Origin of the sequence: Rhodococcus sp. Z13, from assembly GCF_025837095.1 — a bacterium.
Classification (GTDB): Bacteria; Actinomycetota; Actinomycetes; order Mycobacteriales; family Mycobacteriaceae; genus Rhodococcus; species Rhodococcus sacchari.
This window is the reverse complement of record NZ_CP107551.1, coordinates 338,874-355,715: the sequence shown is the minus strand read 5'-3', so window position 1 is coordinate 355,715 and position 16,842 is coordinate 338,874. Positions and strand designations below refer to the sequence as shown.

15 protein-coding genes are annotated in these 16,842 nt (G+C 68.4%); 9 read left to right on the top strand and 6 right to left on the bottom strand.

What is annotated here, in order from left to right:
* The first annotated feature begins 114 nt into the window (after window positions 1-114).
* Window positions 115-1,926, top strand: coding sequence for a 2-isopropylmalate synthase (leuA, locus tag OED52_RS01625; protein ID WP_264152976.1), 1,812 nt, complete (start codon window positions 115-117; stop codon window positions 1,924-1,926).
* 233 nt (window positions 1,927-2,159) lie between these two features.
* Window positions 2,160-2,534 carry an SHOCT domain-containing protein gene (locus tag OED52_RS01620; RefSeq protein WP_264152975.1) on the top strand — a complete coding sequence of 125 codons (375 nt, stop codon included), beginning with the start codon at window positions 2,160-2,162 and terminating at the stop codon, window positions 2,532-2,534.
* 90 nt (window positions 2,535-2,624) lie between these two features.
* Here OED52_RS01620 and OED52_RS01615 read toward each other — a convergent pair whose 3' ends face one another.
* Complete coding sequence (locus OED52_RS01615; protein ID WP_264152974.1) at window positions 2,625-3,521, bottom strand: LysR family transcriptional regulator; 897 nt, start codon at window positions 3,519-3,521, stop codon at window positions 2,625-2,627.
* A 71-nt stretch (window positions 3,522-3,592) separates the two neighbouring features.
* Here OED52_RS01615 and OED52_RS01610 point away from each other — a divergent pair, with 71 nt between their 5' ends.
* The 3 genes from OED52_RS01610 to OED52_RS01600 are packed head-to-tail and all read left to right on the top strand — an operon-like array spanning window position 3,593 to window position 6,481.
* On the top strand, window positions 3,593-4,630 hold the full coding sequence (locus tag OED52_RS01610; protein ID WP_264152973.1) for an EamA family transporter: 1,038 nt from the start codon (window positions 3,593-3,595) through the stop codon (window positions 4,628-4,630).
* The gene (locus OED52_RS01605) at window positions 4,525-5,778 is read left to right on the top strand and encodes a Mur ligase family protein (RefSeq protein ID WP_264152972.1); all 1,254 of its coding nucleotides are present in this window, start codon (window positions 4,525-4,527) and stop codon (window positions 5,776-5,778) included. Before OED52_RS01610 ends, OED52_RS01605 begins: the two co-directional genes overlap by 106 nt.
* Complete coding sequence (locus OED52_RS01600; RefSeq protein ID WP_264152971.1) at window positions 5,771-6,481, top strand: type 1 glutamine amidotransferase; 711 nt, start codon at window positions 5,771-5,773, stop codon at window positions 6,479-6,481. The genes OED52_RS01605 and OED52_RS01600 overlap by 8 nt, the downstream gene beginning before the upstream one ends.
* A gap of 385 nt (window positions 6,482-6,866) precedes the next feature.
* Here OED52_RS01600 and OED52_RS01590 read toward each other — a convergent pair whose 3' ends face one another.
* On the bottom strand, window positions 6,867-7,502 hold the full coding sequence (locus tag OED52_RS01590) for a TetR/AcrR family transcriptional regulator (protein WP_264152970.1): 636 nt from the start codon (window positions 7,500-7,502) through the stop codon (window positions 6,867-6,869).
* Window positions 7,503-7,703: 201 nt separating this feature from the next.
* Between OED52_RS01590 and OED52_RS01585 the strand changes: the two genes are divergently transcribed.
* Entirely contained in the window at window positions 7,704-8,639 is a 936-nt protein-coding gene (locus OED52_RS01585) for a metal-dependent hydrolase (protein ID WP_264152969.1), read from the top strand.
* Entirely contained in the window at window positions 8,639-9,784 is a 1,146-nt protein-coding gene (locus OED52_RS01580; RefSeq protein WP_264152968.1) for a hypothetical protein, read from the top strand. Before OED52_RS01585 ends, OED52_RS01580 begins: the two co-directional genes overlap by 1 nt.
* Before the next feature lie 53 nt (window positions 9,785-9,837).
* On the opposite strand, the gene OED52_RS01575 is transcribed toward OED52_RS01580, so the two are convergent.
* The 4 genes from OED52_RS01575 to OED52_RS01560 form a co-directional block, all read right to left on the bottom strand.
* Window positions 9,838-10,383 (bottom strand): hypothetical protein, encoded by a 546-nt coding sequence (locus OED52_RS01575; protein ID WP_264152967.1) that lies wholly within the window; start codon window positions 10,381-10,383, stop codon window positions 9,838-9,840.
* A gap of 144 nt (window positions 10,384-10,527) precedes the next feature.
* Window positions 10,528-12,126: a fatty-acid--CoA ligase FadD5 gene (gene fadD5, locus OED52_RS01570; RefSeq protein WP_264152966.1), complete on the bottom strand. Its 1,599-nt coding sequence runs from the start codon at window positions 12,124-12,126 to the stop codon at window positions 10,528-10,530.
* Between the two features lie 295 nt (window positions 12,127-12,421).
* A complete protein-coding gene (locus OED52_RS01565; RefSeq protein ID WP_264152965.1) occupies window positions 12,422-13,201 on the bottom strand; it encodes an enoyl-CoA hydratase in 780 nt (259 codons plus the stop codon).
* Window positions 13,198-14,181, bottom strand: a complete 984-nt coding sequence (locus OED52_RS01560; RefSeq protein ID WP_264152964.1) for an NAD(P)H-dependent flavin oxidoreductase — start codon at window positions 14,179-14,181, stop codon at window positions 13,198-13,200. The genes OED52_RS01565 and OED52_RS01560 overlap by 4 nt, the downstream gene beginning before the upstream one ends.
* A gap of 254 nt (window positions 14,182-14,435) precedes the next feature.
* Here OED52_RS01560 and OED52_RS01555 point away from each other — a divergent pair, with 254 nt between their 5' ends.
* Both OED52_RS01555 and OED52_RS01550 read left to right on the top strand, forming a co-directional pair.
* Window positions 14,436-15,707, top strand: coding sequence for a TetR/AcrR family transcriptional regulator (locus OED52_RS01555; RefSeq protein ID WP_264152963.1), 1,272 nt, complete (start codon window positions 14,436-14,438; stop codon window positions 15,705-15,707).
* Window positions 15,704-16,822, top strand: coding sequence for an NAD(P)-dependent alcohol dehydrogenase (locus OED52_RS01550; protein ID WP_264152962.1), 1,119 nt, complete (start codon window positions 15,704-15,706; stop codon window positions 16,820-16,822). Before OED52_RS01555 ends, OED52_RS01550 begins: the two co-directional genes overlap by 4 nt.
* The last annotated feature ends 20 nt before the right edge of the window (window positions 16,823-16,842 follow it).

Below are 16,842 nucleotides of genomic sequence, written 5' to 3'. Positions count from 1 at the left end.
CCTCGGCCGCCGCGGCGGGATCTGACCAGACCGGCTTCCCGTCGCGGGGTTTCGACGCGCCGGTCGATATTCGATCTGGACTCACAGGTCCCCTTTTCTTCAATGGAGTACGTCATGTCACCCGCCGACGCTTTCACCTCCGGCTCGCGCACCATCACCCCTCCGAGCAAGCCCGCTCCGGCCGACCAGCCGTCGTGGAACAAGCAGAAGAACTCCTCGATGCCGACCTACCGGTACCGGCCGTTCGCGGAGGAGGTCGAGGCGATCTCGCTGCCCGACCGCACCTGGCCCGACAAGGTCATCGACCGCGCCCCCGCCTGGTGCGCCGTGGACCTGCGCGACGGTAACCAGGCCCTGATCGATCCGATGAGCCCCGCCCGCAAGCGGCGCATGTTCGACCTGCTCGTACGCATGGGTTACAAGGAGATCGAGGTCGGCTTCCCGTCCGCGAGTCAGACGGACTTCGACTTCGTCCGCGAGATCATCGAGGACAACGCGATCCCCGACGACGTCACCATCCAGGTGCTGACGCAGTCGCGTCCCGAGCTGATCAAGCGCACCTTCGAGGCCTGCGCCGGCGCGCAGAACGTGATCGTGCACTTCTACAACTCCACCTCGATCCTGCAGCGCCGCGTCGTCTTCAAGGCCGACAAGGAGACGGTCAAGAAGATCGCGACCGACGCCGCCGAGCTGGTGCTCGAGGAGGCGAAGAAGCACCCCGACACCAACTGGCGCTGGGAGTACTCCCCCGAGTCGTACACCGGAACCGAGCTGACCTACGCCAAGGAGGTCTGCGACGCGGTCGTCGAGACCCTGGGCGCGACTCCCGAGAACCCGGTGATCATCAACCTGCCGGCGACGGTCGAGATGGCCACCCCCAACGTCTACGCCGACTCGATCGAGTGGATGCACCGCAACCTGGCGAAGCGCGACTCGATCATCCTGTCGCTGCACCCGCACAACGACCGCGGCACCGGTGTCGCCGCCGCCGAGCTGGGCTACCAGGCCGGCGCCGACCGCATCGAGGGCTGCCTGTTCGGCAACGGTGAGCGCACCGGCAACGTCTGCCTGGTCACCCTGGGCATGAACATGTTCAGCCGTGGTGTCGACCCGCAGATCGACTTCTCGAACATCGACGAGATCCGCCGCACGGTCGAGTACTGCAACCAGCTGCCCGTCCACGAGCGTCATCCGTACGGCGGCGACCTGGTCTACACCGCCTTCTCCGGCAGCCACCAGGACGCCATCAACAAGGGCATGGACATGATGAAGGCCGATGCCGACGCCGCCGGTGTCGACATCGACGACCACACGTGGGCCGTGCCGTACCTGCCCATCGACCCGAAGGACGTCGGCCGCACCTACGAGGCCGTCATCCGCGTGAACTCGCAGTCCGGCAAGGGCGGCATCGCCTACATCATGAAGCACGACCACGGCCTGAACCTGCCGCGTCGTCTGCAGATCGAGTTCTCCCAGGCCGTCCAGAAGGTCACCGACGGCGAGGGCGGCGAGGTCAGCCCCAAGGAGATGTGGGACATCTTCCACGAGGAGTACCTGGCCCCGATCACGCCGCTCGAGCGCATCCGCCAGAAGGTCACGGCCTCCGAGACCGACGACGGTGAGGACACCATCACCGCGGTGCTGAAGGTCGAGGGCGTCGAGAAGGAGATCACCGGGACCGGCAACGGCCCGCTGGCCGCCTTTGTCGAGGCGCTGGAGAGCCTGGACTACCGGGTGTCGATCCGCGGCTACGCCGAGCACGCGATGTCCGCCGGCGACGACGCCAACGCGGCCGCCTACGTCGAGGCCGACGTCACCCGCCCCGACGGCAAGACCGTCCTGGTGTGGGGTGTGGGTATCGCCCCGTCGATCACCACGGCGTCGCTGCGCGCAGTGGTCTCCGCGGTGAACCGCGCCCACCGCTGATCCCTCTCGCACGAATGCGGTGGACCCCGTCGGGGTCCACCGCATTCGTCGTTTCACGAATTTTCACCCGTGGAATTCATCCATTCGCTAGCATTTCGTCCGATTGTCACGCTTTGTCGGAAGATATAGTTCGAGGGGTTTGACGACGGCAAATGCACCCTGTGTGAAATCCGTCGAATTCCCCCCGATTCTCGTCTCGCAGAAGAAATTCTGCTCGAACCCGGAGTGTGCGCATGGAATTCATGGACATCATCTGGTACATCGTCGTCTGCTTCGCCTTCATCGCGTACCTGATCATGCTCTGGATGATCATCGGCGACCTGTTCCGGAACCGGGAGCAGTCCGGCTGGGTCAAGGCGATCTGGATCGTCTTCCTGTTCATCTTCCCGTGGCTGACGGGCCTGATCTATCTCATCGTCCACGGCAGCGGCATGGCCGAGCGGTCCGCGAAGGAGGCCGCCCAGTTCAAGGCCGCGCAGGACGACTACATCCGTTCGGTCGCCGGGAAGTCGCCGGCCGAGCACATCGCCGACGCGAAGAAGCTGCTCGACGAGGGTGTCATCGACCAGGCCGAGTTCGAGGCCCTCAAGGCCAAGGCCCTGTCCTGACACCGGCCGTCCTGACACCGGCCGTCCTGACACCGGTCGTCCTGGCCTCCGGCCGGCCCTGACCTCCGGCTCGTCACCTGCATACCGTTCTCACCTCGACAGCTTCCGTGCCGCCGCGGCACGGAAGCTGTCGAGCACTGCGGCCACGGCCGGTCGCCGGGCGGCGCCCGGCCGGGTGGCGAGCTCGTAGATCCGCGCCGCGCGCACCCCGGCCAGAGGTACCCGCACGAGGTGCGGATGCAGCACCGAATGGCGCGGCAGCAGAGCCACCCCGCGACCTGCCGCCACAAGTTCCTCGATGACACGGAAGTCGTTGATCCGGTGCACGACTCGCGGACGGATGGCGGTCACCGCGGCGACGGAGAGCAGCACGTCGTCGACGGGGAAGCCACCCCGCACGCTGATCCAGTCCTCCCCCGCCAGCTCGTCGATCCGTACCTTCTCCTGCGACGCGAGCCGATGCCCGGACGGGAGGACGAGATCGATCGGTTCGCGCATGAGCGTGTCGACGCGGACGCGGGGGTCGGTCAGCGGCGCCGACCGCTCGTCCCGGTGGGTGAGCACCACGTCGTAGTCGGCGAGCAGGGCCGGCACGGCGGAGGCCGGGACGTCCTCGTCGCTCGCATCGACCTCGACGCCGATCGCGTCCGCCGCTTCGAGCACGGCCGGGAGCAGCAGGGCCGCCCCTGAGGGGAAGGAAGCGACACGCACCCGGCCACGCGGCGACCGGGCGTAGGAGGTCATCTCGTCGGCCGCCCGGTCGAGGGCGTCGAGCACCTCGTCGGCGCGCACCACGAGCGCGCGACCGGCGTCTGTGAACCGCAGGCGCCGGCCGTCGGGTTCGAGCAGGGGCACTCCGGCCTCCCGCGCGAGGACCTTCAACTGCTGCGACACGGCCGACGGCGTCATGGACAGGGCCGCTGCCGTCGCGGCCACGGTTCCGCGATCGGCGAGCTCACGGAGAATCCGCAACCGCATCACATCCATGTAGATAAACTACACAATTGCTTCAGCAACATTCGCTTGTTCTGATTGTTTCCTTCGCGAAGAATTGACGCATGTCGTTTCGGGACCGTCTGCTCGCGCTCACCGTCGTGGTGCTGTGGGGATGCAACTTCCTCGCCATCCGGTTCGGTCTCGACCACTTCCCGCCCTTCTTCTTCGCCGGGCTCCGCTTCGCGGTGATCGCCGTCCCCGTGGTGATGTTCGTACCGCGACCGCAGGTGCCGCTGCGCTGGCTCCTGCTCTACGGCGCCGGATTCGGATTCGCCCAGTTCGGCTTCCTGTTCTGGGCGATGGAGGCCGGGCTTCCCACCGGCCTGGCATCGCTCGTGCTGCAGTCGTCCGCTCCCTTCACCGTCCTGCTCGCCGCCCTGTTCCTCCGGGAACGACTCGACGCCGTCCGCCTCGCAGGTCTGGTCGTCGCAGTGATCGGCATGACGATCGTGGCGCTGGGCCGGGGCGCCGCGGACGCGAGCCTGTTCCCCTTGGCACTGGCCGTGCTCGCCGGTCTGTCCTGGGCCGTCGGCAACATCGCGACCCGCAGGGCGGATGCCACCGACCCCATGCGCCTGATGCTGTGGATGTGCGTCGTGCCCGTCCTCCCCTTCTTCGGGATCTCCTGGCTCGTCGAGGGCCCGCACGCTTGGTCCACCCTCGGGACCGCCGTCACCACCGTGGACGGCGGCCTGGCGCTGGCCGGGCTCGCCTACGTCGTCCTGGCCGGCACGATCGCCGGCACCGGCATCTACGCCTCCCTGCTGTCGCGCTATCCCGCCGGCACCGTCGCACCGCTCTCACTGATGGTCCCCGTCGTGGGTTTCAGCGTCGCCTGGATCACCCTCGGTGAACGTCCGGCCCCGTCCGACCTGCTCGGCGGTGTGATCGTCGTCCTCGGGGCCCTCGCCGCCCAGGGCGGACTCGGCAGTGTGACGAGCAGGACGCTCCTCCGGCGACACACCCGTCGCGAGCCTGTGGAACACTCGCCGACGTGGGAACCAGCACAGGAATCACCGCACGCGGACGGCTCGCGCTGCGCGCCGCGAAGGCCGCCGCGTGGGCGTCCCAGAAGGCCGGACGCGGTAAGGGCTCGATGATCGGTGGGCTCATCGCCCTGAAGATCGAGCCGACGCTGATGAAGCAGCTCGGACACGGTCGCCGGACCGTGCTCGTCACCGGCACGAACGGCAAGTCCACGACGACCCGCATGACCGCCGCCGCGCTCGAGACCATCGACTCGGTCGTCACGCAGGCCGACGGCGCCAACATGGACGCCGGGATCGTCGCCGCACTCGCCACCGACCTGCAGGCGCCGCTCGCCGCGATCGAGGTCGACGAACTGCACACCCCGCACGTCGCCGACGCCCTCGAGCCGCGCGCGATCGTGCTGCTCAATCTCTCCCGCGACCAGCTCGACCGGGTCGGCGAGATCAACATGATCGAGCGGAAGCTGCGCGAGGGCCTGAAGCGGCATCCCGACGCGGTGATCGTCGCCAACTGCGACGACGTCCTCGTCACCTCCGCCGCCTACGACAACCCGAACGTCGTGTGGGTCGCGGCCGGGGCGGGCTGGGCCAACGACTCGGTGAGCTGCCCCCGCACCGGCGAACCCATCGTCCGCGAGGGCGACCACTGGTACAGCACCGGCGGCGACTTCGCGCGGCCGAAGCCCGACTGGTGGGTCGACGACGAGAACCTCTACGGTCCGAACGGCCTGGTCCTGCCGCTGAAGCTCACACTGCCGGGCCGCGCGAACCGCGGCAACGCCGCGCAGGCGGTGGCGGCGGCCGTGGCACTCGGCGCCGACCCCGCGAAGGCCGCTGCGGCGGCATCGGTGGTCGAGGAGGTCGCCGGCCGTTACAAGACGGTGCAGGTGGGCCCGCACTCCGTGCACATGCTGCTGGCGAAGAACCCCGCCGGCTGGCAGGAGGCCCTGTCGATGATCGATCCGACGGTCGACGGCCTGGTGATCGCGGTCAACGGGCAGGTGCCCGACGGCGAGGACCTGTCGTGGCTGTGGGACGTGCGCTTCGAGCACTTCGAGGGCGTGCAGGTGGTGGCGTCCGGTGAACGCGGTACCGACCTCGGGGTCCGGCTGACCTACGCGGGTGTGGAGCACACCCTCGTGGCGGATCCGCTGAAAGCGATCGCCTCGTGCCCGCCGGGCCGCGTGGAAGTGCTCGCAAACTACACCGCCTTCCGCGATCTCAACACCGCCATCTCCAAGGGAGCTGCGCATGTCTGATTCGACCGTCCGCATCGGCCTGGTGCTCCCCGACGTCATGGGCACCTACGGCGACGGCGGCAATGCCCTGGTGCTGCGGCAGCGGCTGCGTATGCGCGGTCACGACGCCGAGATCGTCGAGATCGGCCTGAGCGATCCGGTGCCCGAGTCCCTCGACCTGTACACCCTCGGTGGGGCGGAGGACTTCGCGCAGCGACTGGCCACGCGGCATCTGCTGCGCTATCCGGGGCTGCAGAAGGCCGCCGGACGCGGCGCGCCCGTCCTCGCCATCTGCGCCGCCATCCAGGTGCTGGGCCACTGGTACGAGACGTCGGCGGGCGAACGCGTCGACGGGGTGGGTCTGCTCGACGTCACCACCTCGCCGCAGCAGACCCGCTCGATCGGCGAGATCGTCACCCGCCCGATCGTCCCCGGTCTCACGCAGCCGTTGACGGGATTCGAGAACCACCGTGGCGGAACGACTCTGGGGCCGGATGCCGCGGGTCTCGGCCGCGTCGAGCGCGGCGACGGCAACGGTGTGGGCGATGGACTCGAGGGTGCCGTGCAGGGTTCGGTGATCGGCACCTACCTGCACGGTCCGGTCCTGGCCCGCAATCCCGAACTCGCCGACCACCTGCTGGCGCGGGCCCTGGGCGTCGACTCGCTGCCGCCGCTGGATCTGCCGGAGGTCGAGCAGCTGCGCCGGGAACGCCTGCGCGTCTAGCCTCCCGGCCGTGCTCGGTCGCGTGCTCGAGGATCAGCCGCGCGAGCACCTCGGGTTCCTCGTCGGGAATCCAGTGGCTCACACCCGCGAGTGTCTCCATCCGATAGGGGCCGGAGACGTAGCGGCGGGTCGCGTCGACGCCGGCGCAGCCCAGGAGCGTGAATCCTGCGGGATTTCCTCGCAGTCGAGACGATCGGTGCGGGTGCAATCCTCCCTTGAACAGGGGTTCGGCCCGGTGATTCGCTTTACGCGTTCTCCGGGCCGGATCTCTGCTTCACGAGCTTCTCTCTGTCGTCCGCGGACGTCTCATAAGCTCGATTCGCACTTTCGATGTTATCTACATCACACTCGGACTGCAACCCCCGTCACGGAATTTTTCCCCCGGCTACGGTCGAGGCCTTTCGGCCGTGATCGCGACGTCCCGCTGCGCGAGGATGGCCGCCCCCATCCAGCGGCGCAGATATCGGCGCAGTTCGTCGTCGCTGCGCGGCGGATTGCCCGGGGAGACGAAGAACGACTGCATCGTGCGCAGCACGAACTCGACGAGTTCGGCGAGCGAGTCGTCGTCGTAGCCGTAACTCTCCCAGTCCACCTCGAAGCGCCGGATCATCGTCATACCGAAGGCACGGGCCTCCTCGGAGGCGAGAGCCTCGAGGTGCGGGCTCGAGTAGCTGCTCGACAACAGGATGCCGAGATGCGGGGTGCGCCGTACCTCGGCGAGGGTGAAGACGACCCCCTCGGTCATGGCCTCCGCCGCGTCGGTGAGACCGGCGACGTGCGCGGCGAGCCGGTCCAGGAAGCCCTCCACCGAGGCGACGGCAGCCGCCCGCATGAGGGCGTCGGCGCTCGGGAAGTACCGGTAGACGGTCTGACGGATGACGCCGAGGGACTGGGCGACGTCGGCGATGCTGATCTCTGCTCCGGTCCGGTCGACCAGTTCGACCGCCGCCGCCAGGATGCGGCGGGCCGCCTCTTCGTCGTCGGCGGGAGGACTCCCACCCCACCCACGTCTGCGTGCCACTTGCGCTTCCTCGAGAGCTCGGTCGAACGGAAGCCGAAAGTAGCACGGACGGGCACCGGAAGAGCCTTCGAAACGCCTGCACACAGCCGATGCGACTCCTATCATACACAGAGACGCTTTCGTGTATGGTCACGCCGACCGACACCTCGACAGCTCACCCGAGGCGCAATCCGGCCCGTCTCCACGAGAGGTAGTACTCCGATGACGAACCTGCAGGTCCGCAAGATGCGCTTCGCATTCGCGGATTACCACGTGCCGTTCCTGTGGAACGAAGAGAACCCCGCCTTCTCGAGCATGGCCAACGCCGTCTCGTTCCTCGCGATCGGCTTCGAGAAGATGATCGTGAACATGATCCGCGAGATCACCCCGCGGATCACCGACCCGGAGGTCCTGGAAGAGGCCAACGCCTTCATGTACCAGGAGGGCCAGCACTCCACCGCGCACCGCCAGCACGTCAAGGGCCTGATCAAGAGCTATCCCGGCCTCCAGGAGACCCTCGACGACGTTATCGGTGCCTTCGACAAGCTCACCGCCGAGACCTCCCCCGAGTACCGGCTCGCCTACACCGCCGACCTCGAGGCCACTTTCACCCCGGTCTTCAAGCTCATGCTCGACAACGAGGCGGCCCTGTTCCGTCCCGGCGACGACCGCGTGGCCTCACTGTTCATCTGGCACTTCGTCGAGGAGGTGGAGCACCGCAGTTCGGCGCTCATCATCTTCGACTCCGTCGTCGGCAGCGACGTCTACCGCATGCGGCAGGCCCCCTCGGTGTTCCGGCACGTGCTCGACGTCATCGCCATCGCGTGCGAGGGCTTCAACAAGCACGTGCCCCTCGAGGAACGGAAGATCGACTCGATGTCGATGTTCGCGTCGTACCGCCGCAAGCAGAAACTGCGGCAGCTGCTGCCCTTCCTGTCCTACGAGGATCACGGTCCCATGCCGCGGGCCTTCGACGTCCTGCCGCTGTCCGAGCAGCTCGTCGCCCTCGTCGGCATCGTCCGTAGCCAGCTGCCCAAGCACAATCCGGAGCACGAGAAGCTGCCGGCACTGGCCGACGTGTGGTTCCGCCGCTACGACGAGGGCTACGACGTCACCCGCTGGTACACCGCCGAAACCGTTGCCGGAAAGGCGGACTGATGCAGGATCTGTGCCGACCGACCTTCGACGACCTCGCCACCCGGCTCGGGTTCTCGTGCGACGAGGCGGGTGGGCCGTTCGAACTGCGCAGCCCCCTCGCGCTGGAGAACTGGACGCTGCCCGTCCTCGAGGCGACGATCGTCCTGGGTGCCGTCCTGACCCTGGTCTACGCGATCGTGCGGCTGCGGCGTACGGGAGATCCCACGAACCTCGTGGTCTGGCTCGGCACGCTCGCGTTCCTGTTCATCATCGAGCCGCTGCTGTACTTCCCCGACGCCTTCGGAGTCGAGGAGCATCTCGACACGATGTTCGCCCACAACGTGTTCACCGTCGAATTCCTGTGGGGGCGGCTGCCGCTGTACATCGTCGCGATCTATCCGGTGATGGCGACGATCGCGTTCGAGATCGTCCGCATGCTCGGGGTGTTCCGGCAGTACGGCACGCTCGTCGGTGCCGTCTGCGTGGGATTCGTCCACCACGCCTTCTACGAGATCTTCGACCACCTCGGCCCGCAGTTGCGGTGGTGGGAGTGGTCGCTCGACAATCCGGTCAACCAGCCGTTCTTCGACTCGGTTCCGCTGCCGAGCGTGGTGGTCTTCGCCGCCCTGTGGCCGATGTCCCTGGCCTTCTGTGCGCAGTTCTTCGTCGGCCGCTACGCCGACGCCGGCCGCACCTTCGGCGGTCTCGAACTCGCCTGGCGCACAGTGGTGGTGGGTCTGCTGGCCTCGGTGGGTGTGGTGCTCCTGCCCGCCCCGGCGACCGTCATCGGCATGAACAGCACCACGGTCCGCGCGACGATCTACACCGCCGAACTCGTGATCCTGTCGATCGTGGCCGTGTACGTGCTCGCCCGGCAGTGGCGGCGGCTGCGGGAATCCGGGACACCGGGCTATTCGAACGATCTCGTGCGCTGGTACGCCTCCGCGTATCTCGCGGTGATGGCGGTGCTGTGGGGCTTCGCGCTGCCCGACTGGTTCGCGGCGACCGACGGGATCACCGGCAACGGGGATCCGATCGGTAGCCTCTGGTACACGATCGCGTGCTTCGTCGTCGCGATCGCCTGTGTGGCAGCGACGTTCACCATCCCCCGTGGGGAATCCACGGGAACCGAGGAGACCGCCGCGAAGTCCCTCGCGGACGCGTGAGCCGAGGCTGCTCGGCGGTGATGTCCCCCCCGAGGCCGGTGTCCCAGCGGACCCTACCGAGCCTCGGCTCCGTCGAGCAGCCACCGGTCGCCGTCGCGCTTCAACGTGACGACGAAGCGTGTCGCGTCGGTGCGCCCCTCCGGGGCGACGACGTTCTTCACGTCCTGGTCGAGGAAGACCAGAACCGTCGCGGTCTCGCCGTCGAAGGTCTCGAGCCCGGCGTGCTCGGCCCGCGCCGTCGACGTGCCCTCACCGCTCTCGACGAGTCCGCGCAGATCGGCGGCGATACCGTCGTATTCGGCCGCGAACTCCTCGGTGGAGTTCGCGGTGACCGCGGCGATGTTGTCGTCGAAGGTGCGGTAGTCGTAGGTGCCGAGGGCGACGGCGTACTCGCGGGCCCGGGCGACGGCGTCGTCGCGCAGTGAGGCGTCCTGTTCGGCCTGCCACCAGCGGAACCCGAAGAAGGTCGCCGCGGCGACCGCGAGTACGAGCAGCACGATCAGGATGCCGCGCCCACGCGCGGAACCCGAGATGTCGGACTCGTTCCGGGCCGTCGTGCTCCCGGATGTCTGCTCGGCAGGAATGTCGGTGGAATTCATGTGAACGGACCAGTTCTCGTCTCGAAGAACAACGAGAGCCGAACCGGAACCGGCACCGCGGTCGTGCTGCCATCCCCCGATGAACCCCAGGCACGACGTCGAGCGGTCCGGTCCCGGTTCGGCTCTCGCCGCCGGACCGGTGGATCAGCCCTGAGTGACGGCGGGCAGACCGCCGCGGAGCTCACCCTTGACGACCTTGCCGCTCGCGTTGCGCGGCAGAGCGTCGACGATGACGATCTCCTTCGGGTGCTTGTAGCGGGCGAGGTGCTCGTTGAGGAACGGCTGGAGCTCCTCGAGCGTGAGGTCGTCGTTGCCCGGTTTGAGGGCGACGACCGCGACCGGGACCTCGCCCCACTTGGCGTCGGGACGGCCGATCACGGCCGCCTCGAGGATCTTCGGATGACCGAACAGGACGTTCTCGACCTCGGCGCAGTAGATGTTCTCGCCGCCGGAGATGATCATGTCCTTCTTGCGGTCGACGACGTAGACGAAGCCCTCCTCGTCGACGCGCACCAGGTCGCCCGAGTGGAACCAGCCCCCGTGGAACGCCTCGGAGGTCGCGGTGGGGTTGTTCCAGTACTCGCGCATCATGGTCGGGCCGCGGTAGACGATCTCGCCGACCTCGCCGGGCGCCACGTCGTTCATCTCGTCGTCGACGACACGGGCCTGGATGGTCGGGATGACCCGGCCCACCGAGCCGAGCTTGCGGATGGCGTCGTCGCCGTCGAGGACACAGGTGATCGGCGACATCTCGGTCTGCCCGAAGACCGCCACGTTGAAGGCGTCCGGGAAGGTCTCTGCCATGGCCCGCAGGATCGTGTCGGAGCTCGGCGCCGCACCCCAGGAGATGTTGCGCAGCTTCAGGTTCCGCGGCTTGGCCTGCTGCGCCGCGCACACGGCCTGCCACTGGACCGGGACGAGGAACAGGCTGGTGACCTGCTCGGCCTCGAGCACGTCGAGCAGCTCGTCGGGGTCGAACGCACCGACCGGGTGGATCACGGTGGGGGTACCGAGCATCAGGCTCGGAGCCATCGACCCCAGGGCCGCGATGTGGAACATCGGCGACGCGCAGAATCCGACGCCCGTCTCGTCGAACAGACGGAAGGCACGGATGCAGGTGAGCGACTGCGCCTCGAGGTTCGAGTGGGTGAGGACGGCGCCCTTCGGCCGGCCCGTCGTGCCCGAGGTGTACATGATGAGCGCCGGGGTGTCGTTCGGGATGTCGACCTGCGGGTGCGGCTCCCCCTCCTCGGCGACGAGATCCTCGTAGGCGACCGAATCACCCTCGGGCTCGGCACCGACGACGATCGACAGCTCGATCCCCTCGGCCTGGCTGCGCGCGGCAGCGGCGAGCGGCACGAGCGGGCCCTCGGACACGATCGCCTTCGCGCCGGAGTCGGCGACGAGGTAGGCCACCTCGGGTGCGGTGAGGCGGAAGTTGACCGGCACGGCGATCGCGCCGAGCGCGTTGGCCGCGAGGACGATCTCGATGTACTCGGGGCGGTTGAGCATCAGGATGATCACACGATCGCCGAATCCGACGCCACGACGGGAGAGAGCATCGGCGAGCTTCTCGACGCGCGTGTGCAGCTGCGACCACGTGATCGTCTCACCGCGGAAACGGAAGGCCGTGCGCTCGGGAATCATCAGGGCGTGGCGAGCCACCTGATTGTTCCAGTTGTTGTAACGGAAGCGGGTCGCGTCCGCGCCGACTGCTTCGGAGACGACAGTGGGTGGAACCATCGATGATCCTCTCGTGACGGGGAATACCGGCGCGGCAGACGCCGAGCCGTCGATGTGTGAGGCACATTACATGAACGAGACGGTTTGCGCCAGAGCATTTGTTAACGCGGATTCCGTCGATCCGAATACGGGTGGGTATCCGTGGAACGGGGAGCACAGAAGAGAAAAGACCGTGTTCAACGGTGGATTCACCGGGCGGGAGCGTGTCCGACGAGAGCTGCGCCGCGCACTGCTCCCGCCCGGGAAGTGTGTGCGGAATCCCGGTGTGTGAAATTCCGGGGTCGATCCGTTTACGTCAGGCGAAACGTGCGGGTCGTTTCTCGAGCATGGCCGCCGCGCCCTCCGCGAAGTCGGGGGAGACGAGCAGTTCCACCTGCCCCTCCTTCTCGCGGGCGAGAGCGGCGTCGAGCTCGGGCAGGGTGGACGCGTTGAGCGCCTGCTTCGTCAGGGCGAGCGCCCGGCGGGGGCCGGCGGCGGTACGCGCCGCGACGGCGTCGACGTGGGCCGCGAGCTCGGCGTCGGGCAGCGTGCGCGCCACCAGGCCGAAACGCTCGGCGTCGGCGGCCGATACGCGTTCCCCGAGCAGTGCCATCTCGGCGGCACGGGCGCGTCCGATCGCCGCGGGCACGAGCAGGCTCGCCCCGCCGTCGGGCATGAGCCCGATGTTCACGAAGGCGAGCAGGAAGTAGGCGCTCTCGGCGGCGTAGGTCAGGTCCGCGGCGAGCGCGATCGAGACGCCGACACCGGCCGCGGGACCGTTGACCGCCGCGACGACCGGCACCGGAACCGAGGCGATCGCGCGGACCAGCCCGTTGGCGGTGTCCATGACCACGCCGGGATCCTGCGGATCGGCCGCTCCCGCAGCGAGATCGGCGCCGGTGCAGAACGCCTTGCCCTCGCCGGTGATGACGATGGTGCGGACCCGGTCGTCCTCCCCCGCCGCCGACACGGCCTCGCCGAGAGCGCGCATCGTGGACAGATCGATCGCGTTCATCCGGCGCGGACGGGTGATCGTCAGGCGCAGGATGCCGTCCGCGAGTTCGGAGCGCAGGCTCTCCGTGGTGGCCGCCGTCATGCCCGCACCGCCTCTCCGACGATGCCGTTGAGCCGGCCGGTGATGATGGACTCGGCCTCGGTGACCATCCGCTCGACCAGTTCGGCGACGGTCGGGATGTCGTGGATGAGACCCTGACTCTGGCCGGCGGTCCAGATGCCGGCGTCGAGATCGCCGTCCTCGAACACCTTCCGGCCGCGGGCACCCGCGACGAGGTGGGCGATGTCCTCGAACTTCGCTCCGCGGGACTCGATCTCGACGACCTCCTGGCTCACCGCGTTGGTCGCGACACGCGCGGTGTTGCGCAGCGTGCGGAAGATGAGCTTGGTGTCGAGTTCGGTGTTGCGGACGATCTGTTCCTTGACCTCCTGGGCCACAGGGGATTCCACGGTGCACATGAAGCGGGTGCCCATGTTCACGCCCTCGGCGCCGAGTGCGAGCGCGGCGACGAGACCGCGGGCGTCGGCGATGCCACCGGAGGCGATGACCGGGATGGACAGTTCGCGCGTCGCGGCGGGGATCAGGATCAGGCCGGGGACGTCGTCCTCACCGGGGTGACCGGCGCATTCGAAACCGTCGATGCTCACGGCGTCGACGCCGATGCGCTCGGCCTTCACGGCGTGCCGGACGCTGGTGCACTTGTGGATCACCTTGATACCGGCGTCCTTGAAGTGCGGCAGGTGGTCGGCCGGGTTGAAGCCGGCCGTCTCCACGATCTTCACCCCGGAGTCGATGATCGCCTGGCGGTACTCGGCGTACGGCGGCGGGTTGATCGACGGGAGGATCGTGAGGTTCACACCGAAGGGCTTGTCGGTGAGCTGCCGGGTCCGTTCGATCTCGCGGACCAGGTCCTCGGGGGTGGGCTGGGTCAGGGCGGTGATGAAGCCCAGGGCCCCGGCCTCGGCAACGGCGGCCACGAGTTCGGCCCGGCCGACCCACATCATGCCGCCCTGGACGATGGGGTGTTCCACCCCGAACGTTTCGGTGAATCGGGTTCTCACGAGTCCTCCTCGGGTCCTTCGAAAAGTGCCGCCGTCGAAACCGTTTCGTGCCACGATCGTACCGACGCGGTTGAAGAATCGGTGTTAACTTTGGTGTCTGCATGCTGGTTTGTCAATACGTTCTGTCCTGCGGATTTGCGGCTTCCTACCAGGAAGTAGAGTTCGTGCCCGGAGGGTGGTGCTGTTACCTTTGAGACCGGCGGACCGCGGAGCGACGCCACGACCCGCCGCAGGACCCACGACGAGGAGGCACGGTGCCCGAACAAGCCCAGGTCGGGATTCGTGCGCGCGCGAAGACCGAGGCGGCGGCCCCGGCCGTGCGACGCCGCCCGAAGAACCGCAAGGCGCAGATCGCCTCCGTCGCGGCCGAGGCGTTCAGCGAACGCGGCTACCACGGGGTGAGCATCGACGAGATCGCCACCGCCGTGGGCATCTCCGGACCCGCCCTGTACCGGCACTTCCCCAACAAGTACGCCTTGTTCCGCCACGCCGTGGTCACGCTCGCCGACGCCCTCGGCGGGGCACTCGCGGAGTTCGACGAGCAGACCGCCGGGGAGAACGCACTCGAACCGGCCGAGGAACTCGACCGCAAACTCCTCGCGCTCGTCCGCACCACGATCGACAACCGGCGCACCGGCGGGCTGTACCGCTGGGAGCGCCGCTATCTCACCGGCGAGGACCGGCACGAGATCCGTGACAAGATGACGGCGCTCAACCGGCACCTTGCGCGCAGCGTCGCCCGACTGCATCCCGACCTCGGCCCCGACGACTACGTGCTGCTCAGCAGCGCGATGCTCAGCGTCATCGGCTCGATCACCACGCATCGCGCACCGATGTCCAACCGGCGCCTGCAGCAGCTGCTGCTCGACGCCTGCCGCGCCGTGGCGGGCACCGAACTCGTCCCCGACACCGACGAACCGGCGCCGCGGGCCGAACGGCAGGGTCTGTCCGTGGTGAACAAGCGCGAGGTGATCCTCCACGAGGCGGTGCTGCTCTTCGACGCCCGCGGCTACCACGAGGTGAGCATCGAGGAGATCGGCGCGGCCGCCGGGATCAACGCATCCGGGGTCTACCGGCACTTCCCCAGCAAGGCCGAGCTGCTCGCCGCGGCGTTCCGCCGGGCCGGCGACCGCGTCGCGATGGCCGTCGGGGCCGCCCTCGCCGAGTCCACCGATCCCGCCCAGGCCCTCGAGACCCTCACCGACGTCTACGTCCGGTTGTCCTTCGAACACAGCGAACTGATGTCGGTCTACTTCGCCGAGATCGGCAACCTGCCCTCCCATCACCGCAGCGAGCTGCGCAACATCCAGCGCCTCAACATCGAGGAATGGGCCCGGCTCGTCGGCCAGCTCCGTCCCGAGCTCTCTGCGGTCGACTGCCGCTTCCTCGTCCACGGGGCACTCAACCTCGTCCTCGACACCGGCAGCCTGCTGCACTTCGTTCCCACGGAGTCGCGGCAGCGCCGGGTGCAGCAGCTGATGCTCGCGGTGCTGCTCGGGGACACGAACGGAAAGAGCACGGCATGACCCGGACCGCGACCGCCGCGGTGCTGCGCGAATACGGCACCCCGCTGCGACCCGAGCAGGTGCTGATCCCCGAACTGCGCGACGACGAGGTGCTCGTCCGGATCCACGGGGTGGGTATCTGCCACACCGATCTCACGGCCGCCGCCGGCGGTGTCCCGCTGCCCGTCCCGGCCGTGCTGGGCCACGAGGGTGCCGGCGTCGTCGTCGAGACCGGCAGCGCGGTCACCCGTCTCGCGGTCGGCGATCCCGTCGTCCTGGGCTTCGACTCGTGCCGCTCGTGCCGGAACTGCGCGCGGGGCCGCTACGCCTACTGCACGCACTTCGCCGCACTGAACTACGGCGGCAGGCGGGCGGACGGCTCGACCGTCCTGCAGGACACCTCCGGTGCCGCGGTGCACGGCAACTGGTTCGGCCAGTCGTCGTTCTCCTCGCTCGTGGTGGCCACCGAACGCAACGCGGTGCGTCTGCCCGCCGACGTGCCGGTCGCGCTCGCCGGACCGCTGGGCTGCGGGCTCGCCACCGGCGCCGGGACGGTGCTCGAGGTGCTGCGCCCCGAATCCGGTTCGTCGATCGTCGTGTTCGGGCTCGGCGCCGTGGGCATGGCGGCGATCATGGCTGCACGGATCGCGGGCTGCGACACCATCATCGGTGTCGACCCCAACCCACGTCGTCACGAGCTCGCGCGGACGCTCGGCGCCGGTGAGGTGCTCTCCCCCGCCGACCACGACGATCTCGGCCGTCACCTGCGCCGACTCACCGGCGGCGGCGCCGACCACGCGGTCGAGTCCGTGGGCACGGAAGCGGTCATCCGGCAGGCACTGTCGTCGCTCGCCGGCCCCGGCGTGTGCGCGACGCTCGGCTTGCGCGCGGGCCGCAACCCGGTGACGATCGACCAGACGCACCTGCTGTCCGGACGCACACTGACCGGGGTCATCGAGGGCGACGTCGACCCGCAGCAGTTCCTCCCGCGCCTCGCGGACCTGTGGCGCGAGGGCCGGTTCCCGGTCGACGCACTGGTCCGCACCTTCGATTTCGTGAAACTCGACGACGCGTTCGCGGCGGTGGCCGCCGGCGAGGTCGTCAAGGCGGTACTCACCTTCGACCACGACAACTGACCACGACGATCAGGGGGACA